The organism is Bacillus sp. DE0042, from assembly GCF_007680225.1.
Taxonomy (GTDB): domain Bacteria; phylum Bacillota; class Bacilli; order Bacillales; family Bacillaceae_G; genus Bacillus_A; species Bacillus_A wiedmannii.
This window is the reverse complement of sequence record NZ_VEJP01000002.1, coordinates 233535-250428: the sequence shown is the minus strand read 5'-3', so window position 1 is coordinate 250428 and position 16894 is coordinate 233535. Positions and strand designations below refer to the sequence as shown.

19 protein-coding genes are annotated in these 16894 nt (G+C 33.7%); 15 read left to right on the top strand and 4 right to left on the bottom strand.

Annotated elements, in window-relative coordinates:
• Positions 1 to 144: 144 nt before the first annotated feature.
• Positions 145 to 462 carry a PadR family transcriptional regulator gene (locus FS802_RS11620; protein ID WP_000991836.1) on the top strand — a complete coding sequence of 106 codons (318 nt, stop codon included), beginning with the start codon at positions 145 to 147 and terminating at the stop codon, positions 460 to 462.
• A gap of 7 nt (positions 463 to 469) precedes the next feature.
• On the top strand, positions 470 to 1006 hold the full coding sequence (locus tag FS802_RS11615) for a DUF2812 domain-containing protein (protein WP_000448680.1): 537 nt from the start codon (positions 470 to 472) through the stop codon (positions 1004 to 1006).
• 324 nt (positions 1007 to 1330) lie between these two features.
• Here the strand turns inward: FS802_RS11615 and FS802_RS11610 are convergent, their stop codons facing one another.
• A complete protein-coding gene (locus FS802_RS11610) occupies positions 1331 to 1579 on the bottom strand; it encodes a hypothetical protein (protein WP_000433607.1) in 249 nt (82 codons plus the stop codon).
• A 283-nt stretch (positions 1580 to 1862) separates the two neighbouring features.
• Between FS802_RS11610 and FS802_RS11605 the strand changes: the two genes are divergently transcribed.
• From FS802_RS11605 to FS802_RS11565, 9 genes are all read left to right on the top strand, one after another.
• Positions 1863 to 2246 carry a VOC family protein gene (locus tag FS802_RS11605; protein ID WP_001049874.1) on the top strand — a complete coding sequence of 128 codons (384 nt, stop codon included), beginning with the start codon at positions 1863 to 1865 and terminating at the stop codon, positions 2244 to 2246.
• Between the two features lie 14 nt (positions 2247 to 2260).
• Complete coding sequence (locus tag FS802_RS11600; protein ID WP_070168914.1) at positions 2261 to 2803, top strand: GNAT family N-acetyltransferase; 543 nt, start codon at positions 2261 to 2263, stop codon at positions 2801 to 2803.
• On the top strand, positions 2803 to 3384 hold the full coding sequence (locus tag FS802_RS11595; RefSeq protein WP_064475647.1) for a kinase: 582 nt from the start codon (positions 2803 to 2805) through the stop codon (positions 3382 to 3384). The genes FS802_RS11600 and FS802_RS11595 overlap by 1 nt, the downstream gene beginning before the upstream one ends.
• Before the next feature lie 23 nt (positions 3385 to 3407).
• On the top strand, positions 3408 to 3986 hold the full coding sequence (locus FS802_RS11590) for an HAD-IA family hydrolase (protein WP_001024257.1): 579 nt from the start codon (positions 3408 to 3410) through the stop codon (positions 3984 to 3986).
• A 178-nt stretch (positions 3987 to 4164) separates the two neighbouring features.
• Positions 4165 to 4899: a LytR/AlgR family response regulator transcription factor gene (locus FS802_RS11585; protein WP_000021622.1), complete on the top strand. Its 735-nt coding sequence runs from the start codon at positions 4165 to 4167 to the stop codon at positions 4897 to 4899.
• Positions 4899 to 6215, top strand: a complete 1317-nt coding sequence (locus FS802_RS11580) for a GHKL domain-containing protein (RefSeq protein ID WP_000276074.1) — start codon at positions 4899 to 4901, stop codon at positions 6213 to 6215. Before FS802_RS11585 ends, FS802_RS11580 begins: the two co-directional genes overlap by 1 nt.
• An 89-nt stretch (positions 6216 to 6304) precedes the next feature.
• Entirely contained in the window at positions 6305 to 6982 is a 678-nt protein-coding gene (locus tag FS802_RS11575; RefSeq protein ID WP_001013714.1) for a YhfC family glutamic-type intramembrane protease, read from the top strand.
• 2 nt (positions 6983 to 6984) lie between these two features.
• The gene (locus tag FS802_RS11570) at positions 6985 to 7371 is read left to right on the top strand and encodes a DUF3887 domain-containing protein (RefSeq protein WP_001253789.1); all 387 of its coding nucleotides are present in this window, start codon (positions 6985 to 6987) and stop codon (positions 7369 to 7371) included.
• A gap of 109 nt (positions 7372 to 7480) precedes the next feature.
• Positions 7481 to 7792, top strand: coding sequence for a hypothetical protein (locus tag FS802_RS11565; RefSeq protein ID WP_098190411.1), 312 nt, complete (start codon positions 7481 to 7483; stop codon positions 7790 to 7792).
• A gap of 40 nt (positions 7793 to 7832) precedes the next feature.
• On the opposite strand, the gene FS802_RS11560 is transcribed toward FS802_RS11565, so the two are convergent.
• Both FS802_RS11560 and FS802_RS11555 read right to left on the bottom strand, forming a co-directional pair.
• The gene (locus FS802_RS11560) at positions 7833 to 8048 is read right to left on the bottom strand and encodes a helix-turn-helix domain-containing protein (RefSeq protein WP_000974614.1); all 216 of its coding nucleotides are present in this window, start codon (positions 8046 to 8048) and stop codon (positions 7833 to 7835) included.
• A 10-nt stretch (positions 8049 to 8058) separates the two neighbouring features.
• Positions 8059 to 8541: a DUF2975 domain-containing protein gene (locus tag FS802_RS11555; RefSeq protein ID WP_078183365.1), complete on the bottom strand. Its 483-nt coding sequence runs from the start codon at positions 8539 to 8541 to the stop codon at positions 8059 to 8061.
• Positions 8542 to 8865: 324 nt separating this feature from the next.
• On the opposite strand from FS802_RS11555, the gene FS802_RS11550 reads away from it, so the two are divergent.
• The 4 genes from FS802_RS11550 to FS802_RS11535 all read left to right on the top strand — a co-directional run bounded on the left by FS802_RS11550 (position 8866) and on the right by FS802_RS11535 (position 16047).
• Entirely contained in the window at positions 8866 to 10527 is a 1662-nt protein-coding gene (locus tag FS802_RS11550; protein ID WP_098655005.1) for an alkaline phosphatase, read from the top strand.
• Between the two features lie 258 nt (positions 10528 to 10785).
• A complete protein-coding gene (locus tag FS802_RS11545; protein WP_000739687.1) occupies positions 10786 to 13170 on the top strand; it encodes an immune inhibitor A domain-containing protein in 2385 nt (794 codons plus the stop codon).
• A gap of 375 nt (positions 13171 to 13545) precedes the next feature.
• The gene (gene desA / locus FS802_RS11540) at positions 13546 to 14577 is read left to right on the top strand and encodes a Delta(5) desaturase DesA (RefSeq protein WP_000171507.1); all 1032 of its coding nucleotides are present in this window, start codon (positions 13546 to 13548) and stop codon (positions 14575 to 14577) included.
• A gap of 282 nt (positions 14578 to 14859) precedes the next feature.
• On the top strand, positions 14860 to 16047 hold the full coding sequence (locus FS802_RS11535) for an RtcB family protein (protein WP_098200520.1): 1188 nt from the start codon (positions 14860 to 14862) through the stop codon (positions 16045 to 16047).
• A 199-nt stretch (positions 16048 to 16246) separates the two neighbouring features.
• On the opposite strand, the gene FS802_RS11530 is transcribed toward FS802_RS11535, so the two are convergent.
• Positions 16247 to 16594 carry a VOC family protein gene (locus FS802_RS11530; RefSeq protein ID WP_000589594.1) on the bottom strand — a complete coding sequence of 116 codons (348 nt, stop codon included), beginning with the start codon at positions 16592 to 16594 and terminating at the stop codon, positions 16247 to 16249.
• Positions 16595 to 16894 lie beyond the last annotated feature (300 nt).

Genomic DNA, 16894 nt, shown 5'->3' with positions numbered 1-16894 from the left:
AAATTGATACGATTTTTTGATTTAAAGAAATAGATATTAAGTTATTAAATTACCTTGCATATTTTGGAATATGATTATATAATATCGATATACGATGTATCGTTAGTCGATATATCAGGTAACGATGTATCGGAGGTGGTTATAATGAATGCGAAAGCGAAAAAATATATTCCGTTAACAGAGGCGACATATTACATATTGTTATCACTAGTGAAACCAATGCATGGTTACGGAATTATGCAAATGGTAGAAGAGATGACAAATGGAGAAGTAAAGCTCGGTCCAGGTACTTTATATGGGAATACGACAAAGTTACTAAAAGAGAAGTTAATAGTTGAAGTGGCCTCTACAGATAGAAAGAAGTGCTATGAGTTAACGCTACTTGGTAAAGAAGTATTAGAGCTAGAGTATAACAGGTTGCAGAGATCTGTAAGGAATGGGAATAGTATTTTAGGGGAGTGAATGGAAGATGGAGACTAAAAGGGTATTTAAGTTTTTTACGGCATGGAATTTAGAAAAAGAAGAAGCTTTTTTACGAAAGATGCATCAGCAAGGTTGGGCATTACAAAAATATAATTTAATGTATACGTTTAAGAAAACTGAGCCAAAAGATGTAATATACAAAGCTGATTTTAGATTAGTTTATAGAGATTCGAAAGAACAACAACAGGAGTATTTCGAAATATATGAAATGTCAGGTTGGGAACGTGTAACAAGTTTCACAAGATGGAATTATTTTTGTAAAGAAGTAGAAGAAGTAAATGAATTGCCTGATATTTACTCAGAAAAGGAGACGAGGATACAAAAACTAAATGAGTTATTAGTATTCTTTGTTATTATGTTAGCAGCTATATTACCATCAATGTACAATCTATTTATAAGCCCGATGGAATCAAGAGTGCCAATGTGGGCGAAAGCTATGACGGGTCTTACAGGTTGTATGTGGATATACTTCTTTATAAGACTCACTTGGAAAATTAAGAAATTAAAAAGTGAAATATTATAATAAAAAGTAGAGTTAAAAAGAAGTTGATGTTGTAGGGAAATACCGGGATCAACTTCTTTTGTTTCTATATAATTGTATTTTTGTTCACTCTTTTTTATATAATAAAAATCTATATAAAGGCACAGAATTAACAGTTACGAAGAACCACAAATAACCCAAAAATAATAAATGAAGAAAAAATGATTCATATCGAAGATCAAAAAAATAAAAGATGACTAAAGAGGTGTGGGGTGTAACTTATAATAAGGAAGAAAAACATTTTTTGATTAACATATTAAATCGAAAAACCCCCTACAGAAAATTGGTAGGGGGTAATAAAAATGTTTAAGAAAAAGACTGATTTTGAGCAGGTTTAATAAATTGTTCTGGATTTTCAACGAGTCCGCATACAGCGCATTGGACTCTGTATGTTGGTCCTTGATAAGCCATATGAAAAGCATTCATATTTTCATTTGTGTATTCCTCTTCTACTTGACCAGTTTGTGGATTTAACTTGACTGGTTTTACTTGTTGCTCAAGAATATTAAAGCGAGTACGGTTCGTTTTACAGCTTGGACATAGCATTGGTTCCATATGTATACACCTCCATTTGTAGCATTTCTTAAACTCATTAATTTTATGCAAGCAAAAAAACTTTCTCAATATAAATGGGTGTTTAAAGTATTCAAAATTCAGAAAAAATAAAATATAATAAGAGTACGAACTGGTTATGTCCAAACCAAATCTCCTGTTTTATGCCAATAAGCTGGGGGGCCGAGAAATCGGCCTCATTTTTTTGTGCTCGTTGCTATACGAAACAAGGTTTTTATGAGACATTTGTCGAAATTTTAGGGATGGATATAAAGGAGGATGTAAAATGAATTTAAAAATGAAGTACATCATTTTATATGTAGAAAAGCTTGAAGAATGTTTAAGATTTTATAAAGATATTTTACAGTTACCTATAAAAGCAGAGCATGGTACATATATTGAGTTTAATACTGGTTCTACAATTTTAGCGATGAACACGAGGCAAGATGTGAAAGAATTAACAGGACTACCACTTACAGAAGGCGAGTTACAATCTTCTCATTTTGAATTGGGATTCGTTGTTGATCATGTACAAGAAACAATCGAACAATTTAGAGAGCAAGGAATTAAGATCTTAGTTGAACCAATTGTGAAACCGTGGGGACAAACAATTGCATACATTGCCGATCCAGATGGGAATTATATTGAAATTTGCAGTTCATTAGAATAGAAGGAGAAAAAGAGATGGAGTTTCCGAAACTAGAAACAGAACGTTTATTATTAAGAGAATTAACACTGTTAGATGCAGAAACAATGTTCCGTTATTTCTCAAAAGAATCTGTTATACGTTATTTCGGGATGGATTCTTTCGAAAATATTGAGCAAGCGAAAACAACGATTCAAACGTTTAAAAATCGTTATGAAGAGGGAAGTGTATTTCGCTGGGGAATTGAGAAAAAAGGCACGGGCCAATTAATCGGAACGTGCGGATTTCATTTAATAAACAAGCATCATAAGCGAGCTGAAATTGGTTATGAATTAGACGATACATATTGGGGACAAGGGTATGCAACGGAAGCGTTACAGGCGATTTTAGGTTACGGGTTTGAAACGTTACAACTTATAAGAATTGCAGCTGTTGTATATGTAGAAAATAAATCTTCTCAAAAATTATTAAGTAAAGCAGGGTTTCAAGAAGAAGGATTACTTCGAAAACATATGATTCAAAATGGAGTTGCTCATGATACAATTTTATACTCGTTATTAAAAGAAGAGTGGAAGAAGTAATGAATACAAACGAGCTTATAAATATTATGAAGAAGCATAAAGAAAATAGATTCATTTTAGGTATAGATGGTTTAAGTCGATCGGGAAAGACAACATTTGTAACAAACTTAAAGGAAAATATGAAACAAGAAAGCATCCCGTTTCATATTTTTCATATTGATGATCATATAGTAGAGCGTAATAAACGATATCATACTGGCTATGAAGAATGGTATGAGTATTATTATTTGCAATGGGATATTGAGTCGCTTCGGCAGAAGTTTTTTCAGAAGTTACAAAATGAAACAAAACTGAAATTACCGTTCTATAATAATGAGACAGACTCAAGTGAGATGAAAAAAGTACAGATACCCATAGTAGGTGTAATTGTAATTGAAGGTGTTTTTCTACAGCGAAAAGAGTGGAGAGATTTCTTTCATTATATGGTGTATTTAGATTGTCCAAGAGAGACACGTTTTCTTCGGGAGAGTCCGGAAACGCAGAAGAACCTTTCAAAGTTTGAGAATAGGTATTGGAAAGCAGAGGGTTTTTACTTAGAAACGGAATTGCCGAAGGATCGGGCGGATTTAGTCATACAATGATTGGAAAATAGAAGGAGAACAGAATGAATATTTTATGGGATTTTGATGGGACGTTATTTGATACGTATCCAGTTTATACAAAAATTCTTTCTCAAGTTTTAGGGAAGGAAATAAGTGAAGAGGAAATCTATACAAAGTTAAAGGTTTCATTTTCTCACGCAATTGATTATTATAAAATATCTAAAAAACAATTAAGTGAAATTGATGTATTAGAGAGTCGCATTATGATAGAAGATATAAAACCATTTGAAAAAGTGGAAGAGATATTAAAGTTTGCCGATAAAAATGTCATTATGACTCATAAAGATAGAGCGGGGGTATTATCTATATTAAATCATTACGGCTGGAACAAATACTTCGTAGACATGGTTACAATTGACGATGGTTTCCCCCGAAAACCGAACGCTTTATCTTATGATCATTTGCATAAAAAGCACAATATTGATTTAGCTATTGGTGATAGAGAATTAGATTTATTACCTGCAAAAGAATTAGGTATTTCAACATGTATGTTTCAAGGGAACTGTGATGTAGCGAATTATTCTTTATCGCATTACTCGGAATTTTTTAACGTAGTGATTGATAGAGAGGTTATTTTATAAATAATTCAAATAAAACCTTTACTTTTTGCTTGAAAGTAGAGGTTATTTTCTATGCTTTATAAAAACTATAGAAAATTAATACTTTCTAGTAATTAGGAGGAGATTGGTATAACGATTTGAATTATATAGTTATAGATAAATCTATAGATGAAAAGATTTCAATAAAGCGAGTGATCACATGAGTATTTTCATTTTAGAAGATGATGTCATACAAGCACAGCAAATGAAGCGGCTAGTTGAAGAGATTTGTGAGGAGTATATGTTGCCTTTTGATTTTATAGAGGTAACTAGTAAAAGTGAAAACATTATTACAAACATTCCTAAGGCGAAGTATATCCCAATCTATTTTTTAGATATAGAGATAAAAAGAGAAGAGCGTAAAGGGTTACAAGTGGCACAAGAGATACGAAAGTATGATACACAAGGAATTATTGTGTTTGTAACGACGCATTCTGAATTTGCACCTATTTCATATCAATATATGGTATCAGCTTTAACTTTTATTGATAAAGGGTTGCCATACGAGGAGAGGCGTAACGTTTTTGAACAATGTTTACTACAGTATGAAGCGCGTAATAAGCAAATTATTCCGTCCGATGACTTTATCGTTGAAAATAGTAATGCGACTGTACGGGTTCCGTTTCATGAAGTTGAATATGTTATGACTGATGAACCGCACCGTTTAGCATTAGTGACGTTAGATCGAATCGTTTATTTTTACGGGACTTTAAAAGAAATTGAATTAGTAGATGAACGTTTATTTCGTTGTCATCAATCATATATCGTGAATACGAAGCAACTGTCTTCTTATGATGCGAAGCAAAAAATGATAGTTTTAAAAAGCGGGAAACGTATTCCAGTATCACGTCGTTTATTGAGTAAAGTACGTAACATATTAAAGGGTGAGATGTAATGTATATTTATGATTTATTTGCAATACTGCTTACTAGTATAAGCCATACGTTTTTATACATTCAATTAATCCGGTACAACAGATTGTCAGTTAGAATGTTAATAGCTTTAAGTGCAGTATTCATTATTTTACTGGCTATTGTCGTAACAGTAACGAGATACCCAGAGTTGAATAGTACTATTGTGTTATTTTTAATAAGTTTAGGATTAATGCAAAATGAATTGAAATTTAAGCATAATGTATATTTTGCACTAGTGAGTATGGTAATTATAACGTTAGTGAAAATGTTGCTATTTGATTTAGGAATGAAAACCTTTATGTTAACGCCATTCAATTTATATTTATGGACAGGTAGCATGATTCATCTTATCGTATCAACCCTTACTTTTATCGGTATTTTTGTAGCTCGGAAAAGAATCCGAAAAATTGCTCAATATATAGTAGGTAGTCGGCTATACTATGTAACTTATATATTATTAATTGCCGGATTTATTATTGAATTAATCTTAACTCAGCCATCTACTGCGTTTTTAGCACAATTAAATCGACAATACAGTGAATTAAGTTATATTTCAGCGATTATTGTATTTTTATTATTAGTCATTATAGTACTTATAAGTTCACATTTATCGAAAGCAAAGTTACAAGAAGAGCATGAAAAACGCTTAGATAAAGAGTTATTAGATTATGTGGAGAAATTAGAGGATATGCATGACGAGCTTGCTAGTTTCCGTCACGATTATATGAATGTATTACTATCGTTAGAAGAGGGAATACGTACGAAAAATGTGAAAGAAATTGAGCAAGTGTATTATGACGTTATAGCTCCTACGTTAAAAACAATAAATGATCATGAACTTGATATTGCGAAATTATCTCGTATACATATTCCTGAAGTGAGAAGTGTATTAAGGGCGAAAGTTGGCACTGCCCAGCAGCATCAAATAAAAGTAATGCTTGATATACCGGAGAGCATTGAAAGTGTTTCGATGACGATCATTTCATTTATTCGCATCATTTCAGTTTTAGTAGACAATGCAATTGAAGAGGCAGTACATAGTGAGGAAAAGATATTGCAAATCGCATTTTTTGAATTGGATTCACGACAATATTTTATCGTACGTAATAGTTCAAAGAGTGAAGCGATTGATTTGCAAAAAATTTATGAGAAAAACCATTCAAGTAAAGCAGGAGCGAGAGGATACGGGCTATTTTCGTTAAAACGGATTATGAATAAAACAAATAACGCGACGTTAGAAACAACTTATGTAAGTCCTTATTTCACGCAAACATTCATATTAAAAGAGATGAAATGACCATCTATGATGAAAATGAAACCGAATAGGAAAGAACTACATACTTCCTTCACTCGTTTATATACACTTTAAGTAAGAGGTGAAGCGAGATGAATGGTCTTATTTTTACAACAATGATTAGCTTTGGTTTACCGCTTGTAGCACTTTTATATGCTGTTTGGAAGAAACGCTATATTCCTTATATGTTAGGTGTATTGGCTTTTGTTGTATCACAAATATTGATTCGCATACCAATACTGAATTATGTAAATGGAACTAGCATAGATTTTCAAATGTTTTCAGTAATGCAGCCTGTATTATTTGTACTTTTGCTTAGTTTATCAGCTGGAATTTTTGAAGAGATAGCTCGTTTTATTGCAATGCGTTATTTTATGAAGCAACGAGATTGGCAGTCTGGTTTTTTATTTGGAGCAGGGCATGGTGGTATTGAGGCAGTGTTGATAGTTGGTATCCCGGTAATATCTCTATTATTGTCACAAACAGTCATTCAAAATGGTGACAGTTACTATTTCGGCGGTATTGAGCGCATCTTCGCGATGATATTGCATATTGGACTTTCCTTCATTGTATTACAAGCTGTCGTCCAAAAGAAATTCCGTTATGTTGTATATGCAATTCTCATCCATGGGACCGCAAATGCATTAGCTGGCATTATATCTCTATATGTACCAGGGAAAAACGGGATCATTATGTCAGAAGTTTCAATAGTAATTTGTGCTTTACTCGTTTTTAGTTATAGTTTTATTTTAAAAAGAAAGGGTGTATGAAAATGAGAAGAATGTTACTTATTATTATAAGTGCTATCGCGGCGTTCGCGCTTGCAGCATGTACCGGTAATAAAGTAGATGAAAGTACGTCGGAAAAATTTATTCTGAAAGCGGAAGAAATTGTATCATTATTAAATGAGGCGAAGTATAAAGACGTGCATGAAAAATTTGATAGTAAAATGAAAGCTGGATTGCCAGAAGAAAAAATGAAAGATCTTACACCTGTAATTGAGAAAGCTGGAACGTTCGAAAAAATTGAGAAAAAATCGATTGAAGAAAAAGATGGTCTTTATACTGTTATTCTTGTAGCAAAGTATAGCAAGGAACAACGGACATATATTATAACTTATAACGATAAAGAAGAAATAGCAGGTTTATTTATTAAATAAAAACAGGTGCAGTGGAAGTTTCCGCTGTATCTGTTTTTATTGTTTTAACCAAATTATGGTTATTTGTGCTAATATGAACTCATAGCTATAGAGAAGGGGGTGGGTTAGTATGAAAACTGAAATAGTCCCTAAAAAGAAGTACAGCATAATAAGCTATATATCTTTACTCATCGGTATTTTATGTTTTCTGTTCGTTTTTGTAACTCCGACAAGGATAGCGAATGCAGATAATATAGTGGGAGATTATATTACAGTTGCCCTCACTGTTGCAGGTATCATACTTTCTGTCATTACGATGACGAAAAAAACAGAGAAGAAGGGGATTGCTATTCTTTCATTAATACTGTCCTTATCCTTCTTTATATTTTGGATTATCGCAATTATTTTAGTTTTGACTGGTCGAGTTAGTTTTGCGCCATAATACCGAATAAAAAGAGTCCTTCATACGAGAAGGACTCTTTTTATTCCTTGTCTTCCGGTTGATATTCTAAAATATCCCCTGGTTGGCATTCTAACGCTTTACAAATAGCATCTAAAGTTGTAATTCTAATTGCTTTTGCTTTTCCATTTTTTAATATAGAAAGGTTAGCCATTGTAATTCCAACCTTCTCTGAAAGTTCAGTTACACTCATTTTACGTTTCGCTAACATTACATCAATATTAATTATTATTGCCATGTTATTCACCTCAGACCGTTAAATCATTTTCTGATTTTATATCTATCGCATCTTTTAAAAGTCTTTGGAGAACGGCAGCAAAGACTGTGATAACCATTGAAGCAAAGATAAGGATCATGCCAATTATTATAATACCTGGTGCATCATCTCTCTCTGCTACAAGATAGAAAAGCGGCATACCTACTACATATAATACACTAATTGTAATAGCACATTGTTTTATCTTTTTTAAAGCTCTAACAGATAATTTCGAGAAGGCGTTCCCCTTATCAATGTAGCTTACAAGTTTAAAGGCTTGATATAGAGCAAAATAAAAAGGTATCACCGTTGCATATAGATTGATTAAAACAAGATATTTTATATATGCAATATCCGGGTATAAGTCCGCTGCGTAATTCCCGATATTAGGAATTAAAAATATACACAAAGCAAAAACAGGAATACCGATAAGGATAATTGCTGTCTTTAAAAAGAGTGTTGATCCTTGTTTCATATAAAGCACCTCATTTTTAAATTATCATTTTAATTTAACATAAATTTTATCGTTTAACAATAAATTCTTATTTATTTCAATCGGATTTTTATTGAGAAACAAATTTTAGTGAAGAGAATGATAAGATGTTTTTATAAAAAAAGGTGTGGTCTCTAGTTACTTGAACATAAAAAGGTATGATATGTACCGTTCGTTGCTTTACTAATAAAAGAAAATGAAGGTAATGATTGTTAGCTTCATGAAAATTGGGGACTAATAAAACATATATAGGTTGTGGAAATCTTTTTGTATATAAATGAATGTGAAAAATACGGAGGAACAACAATGTCGAATTTGGGTTTATTGATGAAGAGGTTACTGTTAGTAGGAACAATCACACTAAGTATGTTATGTACGGAAAGCATGATGAATTATCATACGGTGGAAGCTAAGGTGAAACAAGTAGAACGGCAACCGAAAAATGTAATCATAATGGTTATGGACGGAACGAGTTCTTCAGCAACGACATTAGCTCGCTTGTATAAAGGGAAACCACTTGCACTAGATGAAATTGTAACAGGAGGAGTTCGTACCTATTCGGCGGAATCAGCTATAACAGATTCAGCCCCAGCAGCTACAGCTTTAGCGACGGGGAATAAATCGAATTCAGGATATGTAGGTATATTACCTTCTATTGTAAGTTCACCTGGCTTAAAATCAATAAAAGAAGAGGACAAGTTACGTCCAGTTGCCAATGTTCTAGAAGGTGCTAAACGCACTGGTCGCGCAACTGGAATAGTTGCTACAGCTGAAATTCAGCATGCTACTCCCGCTGGATTTTCTGCTCACCATATTAACCGTAAGCGTTTTGACGTAATTGTGGAGCAGCAAGTGTATCAAAATATAGATGTCGTATTAGGTGGGGGAAAAGTGGCACTGCTACCTATAAAAAGAAAAGATGGTGAAGATTTAGTAAAGGTGATTCAAGACAAAGGATACGACTTTGTTGAAACGAAAGATGCATTATTGAACTCTAAATCTAAGAAAATTTGGGGCTCTTTCTCACATAATGCTTTAGCATTTGATATGGATCGTGAAGCAACAAATCCGGAGCAACCAACACTTTCTCAAATGACGGAAAAAGCAATTCAAATACTATCAAAAGATAAAGATGGTTTCTTTTTATTTGTAGAGGGAAGTAAGCCAGACTGGGCAGCTCATGTGAATGATCCAATAGGGATGATTAGTGATGTATTAGCATTTGATAACGCAGTTGCAGAAGCATTGGAATTTGCAAAACAAGATGGTAATACGATGTTAATAGCTGTAACTGATCATGGTAACGGCGGTATTTCTATTGGGAATGCGAATACGACAAAAGGCTATAATATTACGCCGGTCTCTGCATACATTGGTCCATTAAAAAAATCGAAAATGACACTTGAAGGTGCTACAAATAAACTAAAATCTGATTTATCAAATGTAAAAGATGTAGCTAAATTATACGGTTTGGACAATTTAACTTATGATGAAAAAGAAAGAGTAAAAGCAGCAAAAAAGAAATCGGATGTAGGTCCAATACTTACTACATTATTGGCCAATCGTGCGAACATAGGCTTCACAACAGGAGGCCATACAGGTGAGGATGTGTTTTTGTATTCTTACGGTCCTCAAAAGCCAAACGGTTTGATCCAAAACACAGACATTGCGAAGACGATGGCGAAAGCAATGGGCTTTAACTTAGAAGAAGTAACAAACAAATTATTTGTAGAGAGTGAATTAGCCTTTAAACGAAAAGGTGCAACAGTAACAATAGATAATACTGATGCAGAAAACCCGGTGCTCATAGTAAAACGTAATAATGTAAAAGCTCAATTATTTGTAAATAAAAATATAATTCGTATTAAGAATAAAGAATATGAATTAGGTAGTGTCGTTGTAGAAAGCAACGGCAAGTTCTATATACCTGAAGAAGCAATCCATTTATTCATAAAATATTCTCATTAAAAAAAGCCAATTCCTTAGCTAGTACTTAGGAATTGGCTTTTTTTGTGTAGATGAAATTTCATTCGAAAACAAGAGTAAAGAGAATCACAAATTCTAAAATGGACTTCTTGTAAATTTATTTATCATATGTTTTTCACCCTGAAAAATATTTCTCAACATTTTAGCTCTTCAAAAAGATTGAATATTCGTATTATAACGAATATTATGTTCCTATCGGCAAAAAAAACGATAATTTGCAGACACTGGGGAGGAAAAGCATTGAAAAAGAATAAGAAGTTAAAACCATTATCAGTTTTAGCAACAGCGGCAGTGCTAAGTAGTACGTTTGCTTTTGGAAGTCATGCAGCGTATGCTGATACGCCACCATCTCTACCAATTGATGAGCATTTAATACCAGATGAGCGTTTGGCAGAAGCGCTGAAACAAAGGGGAGTAATTGATCAATCTGCATCACAAGCTGAGACATCAAAGGCTGTCGAAAATTATGTTGAGAAAAAGAAAGGGGAAAACCCTGGGAAAGAAATCTTGACAGGAGATAGTCTTACGCAAGAAGCTTCTGATTTTATGAAAAAAGTAAAAGATACAAAAATGAAGGAAAATGAACAGGCGCAGCAACCTGAAGTAGGACCAGTGGCTGGACAAGATGCAGGATTGAATTCTAGAAAACTAAATGGAAAAGTACCTACTACACCAGCGAAGCAAGAAGAGTACAATGGAGCTGTTCGAAAAGATAAAGTGCTTGTTTTACTCGTAGAATTTAGCGATTTTAAGCATAATAATATTGATCAAGAACCGGGTTACATGTATTCTAAGGACTTTAATCGTGAACATTATCAAAAAATGTTATTTGGTGATGAGCAATTTACGTTATTTGATGGATCGAAGATTAACACTTTTAAACAATATTATGAAGAGCAATCTGGCGGAAGCTACACAGTTGATGGCACTGTAACCGAATGGCTTACTGTTCCAGGAAAAGCTTCAGATTATGGTGCGGATGCGGGAACTGGTCATGATAATAAAGGTCCTTTAGGGCCACGCGATTTTGTGAAAGAAGCATTAAAAGCAGCTGTAGCAAAAGGCATTAATTTAGCTGATTATGATCAATTTGATCAATACGATCAAGATGGTGATGGAAATAAAAACGAACCAGATGGAATTATTGACCACCTAATGGTTGTACATGCGGGCGTAGGTCAAGAAGCTGGCGGTGGTAAATTGAAAGATGATGCGATTTGGTCCCATCGTTCAAAACTAGGATCAAAGCCATATGCAATTGATGGTACAAAATCTTCTGTTTCAAATTGGGGCGGAAAGATGGCTGCATATGATTATACAATCGAGCCTGAAGACGGAGCAGTTGGTGTGTTTGCACATGAGTACGGTCATGATTTAGGCTTACCAGATGAATATGATACAAAGTATTCAGGGCAAGGTGAACCTGTTGAATCATGGTCCCTTATGAGCGGCGGTAGCTGGGCTGGAAAAATTGCGGGAACAGAGCCAACAAGTTTCTCGCCACAAAATAAAGAGTTTTTCCAAAAGAATATGAAGGGTAACTGGGCGAATATCGTTGAGGTAGATTATGATAAACTGCGCACAGGAATCGGTACTGCAACATATTTAGATCAAAGTGTTACAAAATCAAAACGACCAGGAATCGTTCGTGTTAACTTGCCAGACAAAGATATAAAGAATATCGAATCAGCATTTGGTAAGAAGTTTTATTACAGCACAAAAGGAAATGACATTCATACAACACTTGAGACACCAGTATTTGACTTAACGACTGCAACGGATGCTAAGTTTGATTATAAGGCATTTTATGAATTGGAAGCGAAGTATGATTTCCTTGACGTAAATGCGATTGCAGAAGATGGAACGAAGACACGTATTGATAGAATGGGCGAAAAAGATGTAAAAGGCGGCGTAGATACAACAGATGGTAAGTGGGTTGATAAATCATACGATTTAAGCCAATTTAAAGGAAAGAAAGTAAAACTGCAATTTGAGTATGTAACAGATATTGCAGTAGCTTATAAAGGATTTGCGTTAGACAATGCAGCATTAACTGTAGATGGAAAAGTTGTTTTCTCTGATGATGCAGAAGGCCAGCCAGCAATGACGCTAAAAGGATTTACTGTGTCTAACGGATTTGAACAGAAAAAACATAACTACTATATCGAGTGGCGAAATTACGCTGGGTCTGACACGGCGCTACAACATGCACGTGGTCCAGTATTTAATACAGGAATGGTTGTATGGTATGCGGATCAAAGTTTTACAGATAACTGGGTAGGCGTTCATCCAGGCGAAGGATTCCTTGGGGTAGTAGATTCTCATCCAGAGGCAATCGTAGGAACATTAAATGGACAACCAACTGTGAAGAGCAGTACGCGTTATCAAATTGCCGATGCGGCATTCTCATTTGATCAAACGCCAGCATGGAAAGTAAATTCGCCAACCCGCGGTATCTTTGATTATAAAGGATTGCCAGGCGTTGCGAAATTTGATGATTCTAAGCAATACATCAACAGTGTTATTCCAGATGCCGGGCGTAAGTTGCCGAAACTTGGATTGAAGTTTGAAGTAGTAGGTCAAGCTGAAGACAAGTCTGCAGGTGCAGTTTGGATCCATCGCTAAAATAAAATGAAAAGGAGCTGCCATAAGTCGGTGAAACCTGACTTATGGCAGCTCTTTTCTTCTTGTGAGAAAAAACTGTTACATAAATACAAATCGAAAAAAATTACCATTTAAAGAAATGAAAAGATGTGCAGAAGTGAAAAAGTCCTCTGTTTTTATATATATTTATTGGAAAAAACAGATGTTTCTTTTATAATTGAAATGCTCCATCAGTCCGATTATATAAGGTTTTTTGACCGTAAGTAATTTGTAAGTAATGAGTAAGAAAAAAGAGATTTTTATATTATATAATATTTATTACAGCTACTTTTAACACCTGATACTAATAGTATGCTATAATGTGAATTAGCAACATAAAGGAAAGGAATTAGACCAATGACATTAGAAAATACTAAAAATTTAAAAAAACAAGTTGCTCCGTATGAAAAATCAACGATTAAAAAAAGTGTGTGGCAACTTATTAACACAATTGTGCCGTTCATTATTTTATGGTACCTTGCTTATAAAAGTTTGTCCGTTTCTTATTGGTTATCGTTAGTTCCATCTCTGTTAGCCGCTGGTTTTATGACACGGATTTTCATTATTTTTCATGATTGTACCCATTATTCATTCTTTAAAAGTCGACCTGCAAATAGAATCGTAGGGACATGTATGGGTGTGTTAACTTTATTCCCGTTTGATCAATGGGGACATGAGCATTCTATTCATCACGCTACAAGTGGTAATTTGGATAAGAGAGGTACAGGAGATATTTGGACGCTTACAGTGGATGAATATGTAGCTGCTCCATTTAGACTGCGTTTAGCATATCGCTTATATCGCAATCCATTCGTTATGTTTGGATTAGGTCCGATTTATGTTTTCTTACTTAAAAATAGATTTAACCGAAAAGGTGCTAGACAGAAAGAACGTATGAATACGTATTTGACGAATATTATAATCGTTGCTTTAATAGCTATACTTTGCTGGGCAATTGGTTGGCAATCGTTTCTGTTAGTGCATGGCACTATATTCTTAATAGCAGGTTCAATAGGAATTTGGCTGTTTTACGTACAGCACACATTCGAAGATTCTTATTTTGAAGAGGATAAAGATTGGGAATATGTGAAAGCGGCAGTGGAAGGAAGTTCATTTTATAAACTTCCAAAAATCTTGCAATTTCTAACTGGTAATATTGGATTCCATCATGTTCACCATTTAAGTCCAAGAGTACCTAACTATAAACTAGAAGAGGCACACAATAATACGCTTCCGTTAAAAAATGTACCAACGATTACACTTGCTACAAGCTTACGATCACTCCGTTTTCGTCTTTGGGATGAGAAAAGTAACAATTTTGTTACCTTTAAAGAATTCAAAAAAATAATTAAAAACAATGTTTCTGTTCGAGTGAAATCTGAACTATAATTTCATCGTATATAAAAAACTCTCCTTAATCATTTTCGATTTAAGGGGAGTTTTTGTTTAATTATTATATGATCGATATTGAGGAGGAGGAATGCTTATGTGTAGGTATAAATATAAAGAGACAGTAATTATATTATGTAAACAAAATGAATCATTATAATTTTTTATTATAGTGAAGGATATAGTACATATATAATGGAAAGCAGAAGGTGGATGATAGTAATTATAAGAACACATACAACGTAATAAAATAATTCTTTCAAAAGGAAGGGGACATAAAAGATGTTGAAATTACAAGGAAAATACAATGAAGCAAAAGTATTTACGAATAACGTTGATGAGACTGCAACTGGGCAGATTATTGATCTTTGTAACCAAGAATTTGTAAAGGATAGTCAAATTCGTATTATGCCAGATACACATGCAGGAGCAGGTTGCACGATTGGAACAACGATGACAATACAAGATAAAATTGTTCCTAATCTTGTAGGGGTAGACATTGGTTGTGGTATGGAAGTTGTTGTGATTGATAAGAAAAAAGAAGAAATTAATTTCGATTACTTAGACGAAACGATTCGTAAATTTGTTCCAAGTGGTTTTCGTATCCGAGATAAAGAACATCGATTCTCAAAAATGATTGATTTTCATGGTGTGAAGGCCCCATATACATTACAACGAGCTCAAAAAAGTATAGGTACTCTTGGAGGAGGAAATCATTTCATTGAATTAAATGAAGATGATAAAGGAAATGTATATATTGTCATTCATAGTGGTTCTCGTAATTTAGGTAAACAAATAGCAGAGTATTACCAGAACTTCGCGTATGAACAACTAATTCATGTTACATCAATGAAGGATGAGATTATTAAGAGATTAACTAAAGAGGGGAGAGAGAAAGAAATACAAGAAACTTTACGTGGAATTAAGAAGCCACAGATTCGTAAAGAACTAGCTTATTTAGAAGGAGAAGGATTCAAAGATTATATGAATGACATGAATATAGCCCAAAAGTATGCTGAGTTCAATCGTAAAGCAATGATTGATGAAATTGTCACTAAAATGGATTGGAAAGTAACTGATCAATTTACTACAATACATAACTATATTGACATGGAAAATATGATTCTACGAAAAGGTGCTATTTCAGCTCAGAAAGATGAACGAGTAATTATTCCAATTAACATGAGAGATGGTTCAATTATTGCATTTGGTAAAGGTAATCCAGACTGGAACTTTTCTGGTCCGCACGGGGCAGGACGTATCATGAGTCGTAAGAAGGCTAAAGAATTATTGAGTCTAGAGGACTTCCAAAATACGATGAAAGAGGTTTGGACTACATCGGTAGTAGAGAGCACAATTGATGAGGCACCAATGGTATACAAGCCAATGGATGAAATTATAACAAATACAAAAGAAACGATAGATATAAAGCACATTATTAAGCCATTATATAATTTTAAAGCGAATTAGAAGGGATAAATAAGCAGCCAGAAAAAACTATTTTTCGTATTTTTTGTTTGGAAACAATCTAATCAAGGGAAGTAGTTTCATTTTATGGTGGATGTGATAGAAAAAAAGTCGATTTCCAGTGGAGTAAAGAAATCGACTTTTATATTTGTTTTGTTGAATGAAAGCAACCGTTAGCTTAATAGCAAAGGATTATAACCGTCTATTTCTCCCAAAGCTCAATTAGACGACCTTCAGGATCTTTAATCCAAATAAACTTTCCGAACTCACTAATTTCTTCTTTCTTTTCAAGAGGTACACCAATATGTTCAAGATGCTGAATAGTCTCATTTAAATTATGTACTTCAAAATTTAACATCACTTGCTGTTCTATTGGAAAATAATTGTCATTTTCGGTAAAGAAAGAAAAAATAGTCTCATTTCCTAATTGGGGTTTAATCACAGTCCCATTCCAATCTTCTATTTCAATTTTCAACACTTCACTGTACCATTTTTTTATAACATCAAGATTGTTAGTTCTCCAAAATATTCCCCCGAAACCTTTTATCATTGTAGATAACTCCTGTCTTTTTTAAAATTTTTAAGTATTATATATTCAATATATCAAAACAGTAATAGTAAGGAAAATCAATAACGTATAAAAAGTGAAAAATTCCAATTACTAGTATTGTAGTATTTACCGCATTATGGAAATCGGTATCACTTTTCAAAGAACTTACAATCCAAGTAAAGGTATATAGTAATACTGACTCGTATGAGGTAATGAATGAAAAGGGAATAGAACAAATGCCAATGATAAAAGACCGCATATGAAATGAAAGCCATGTGCGGTCTTTTATATATAAGTATA

Bases quoted from the DNA above. Each gene is read 5' to 3' on its own strand.
- FS802_RS11620 (WP_000991836.1), top strand. From the start codon at position 145: ATGAATGCGAAAGCGAAAAAATATATTCCGTTAACAGAGGCGACATAT.
- FS802_RS11615 (WP_000448680.1), top strand. From the start codon at position 470: ATGGAGACTAAAAGGGTATTTAAGTTTTTTACGGCATGGAATTTAGAA.
- FS802_RS11610 (WP_000433607.1), bottom strand. From the start codon at position 1,579: ATGGAACCAATGCTATGTCCAAGCTGTAAAACGAACCGTACTCGCTTT.
- FS802_RS11605 (WP_001049874.1), top strand. From the start codon at position 1,863: ATGAATTTAAAAATGAAGTACATCATTTTATATGTAGAAAAGCTTGAA.
- FS802_RS11600 (WP_070168914.1), top strand. From the start codon at position 2,261: ATGGAGTTTCCGAAACTAGAAACAGAACGTTTATTATTAAGAGAATTA.
- FS802_RS11595 (WP_064475647.1), top strand. From the start codon at position 2,803: ATGAATACAAACGAGCTTATAAATATTATGAAGAAGCATAAAGAAAAT.
- FS802_RS11590 (WP_001024257.1), top strand. From the start codon at position 3,408: ATGAATATTTTATGGGATTTTGATGGGACGTTATTTGATACGTATCCA.
- FS802_RS11585 (WP_000021622.1), top strand. From the start codon at position 4,165: ATGAGTATTTTCATTTTAGAAGATGATGTCATACAAGCACAGCAAATG.
- FS802_RS11580 (WP_000276074.1), top strand. From the start codon at position 4,899: ATGTATATTTATGATTTATTTGCAATACTGCTTACTAGTATAAGCCAT.
- FS802_RS11575 (WP_001013714.1), top strand. From the start codon at position 6,305: ATGAATGGTCTTATTTTTACAACAATGATTAGCTTTGGTTTACCGCTT.
- FS802_RS11570 (WP_001253789.1), top strand. From the start codon at position 6,985: ATGAGAAGAATGTTACTTATTATTATAAGTGCTATCGCGGCGTTCGCG.
- FS802_RS11565 (WP_098190411.1), top strand. From the start codon at position 7,481: ATGAAAACTGAAATAGTCCCTAAAAAGAAGTACAGCATAATAAGCTAT.
- FS802_RS11560 (WP_000974614.1), bottom strand. From the start codon at position 8,048: ATGGCAATAATAATTAATATTGATGTAATGTTAGCGAAACGTAAAATG.
- FS802_RS11555 (WP_078183365.1), bottom strand. From the start codon at position 8,541: ATGAAACAAGGATCAACACTCTTTTTAAAGACAGCAATTATCCTTATC.
- FS802_RS11550 (WP_098655005.1), top strand. From the start codon at position 8,866: ATGTCGAATTTGGGTTTATTGATGAAGAGGTTACTGTTAGTAGGAACA.
- desA (WP_000171507.1), top strand. From the start codon at position 13,546: ATGACATTAGAAAATACTAAAAATTTAAAAAAACAAGTTGCTCCGTAT.
- FS802_RS11535 (WP_098200520.1), top strand. From the start codon at position 14,860: ATGTTGAAATTACAAGGAAAATACAATGAAGCAAAAGTATTTACGAAT.
- FS802_RS11530 (WP_000589594.1), bottom strand. From the start codon at position 16,594: ATGATAAAAGGTTTCGGGGGAATATTTTGGAGAACTAACAATCTTGAT.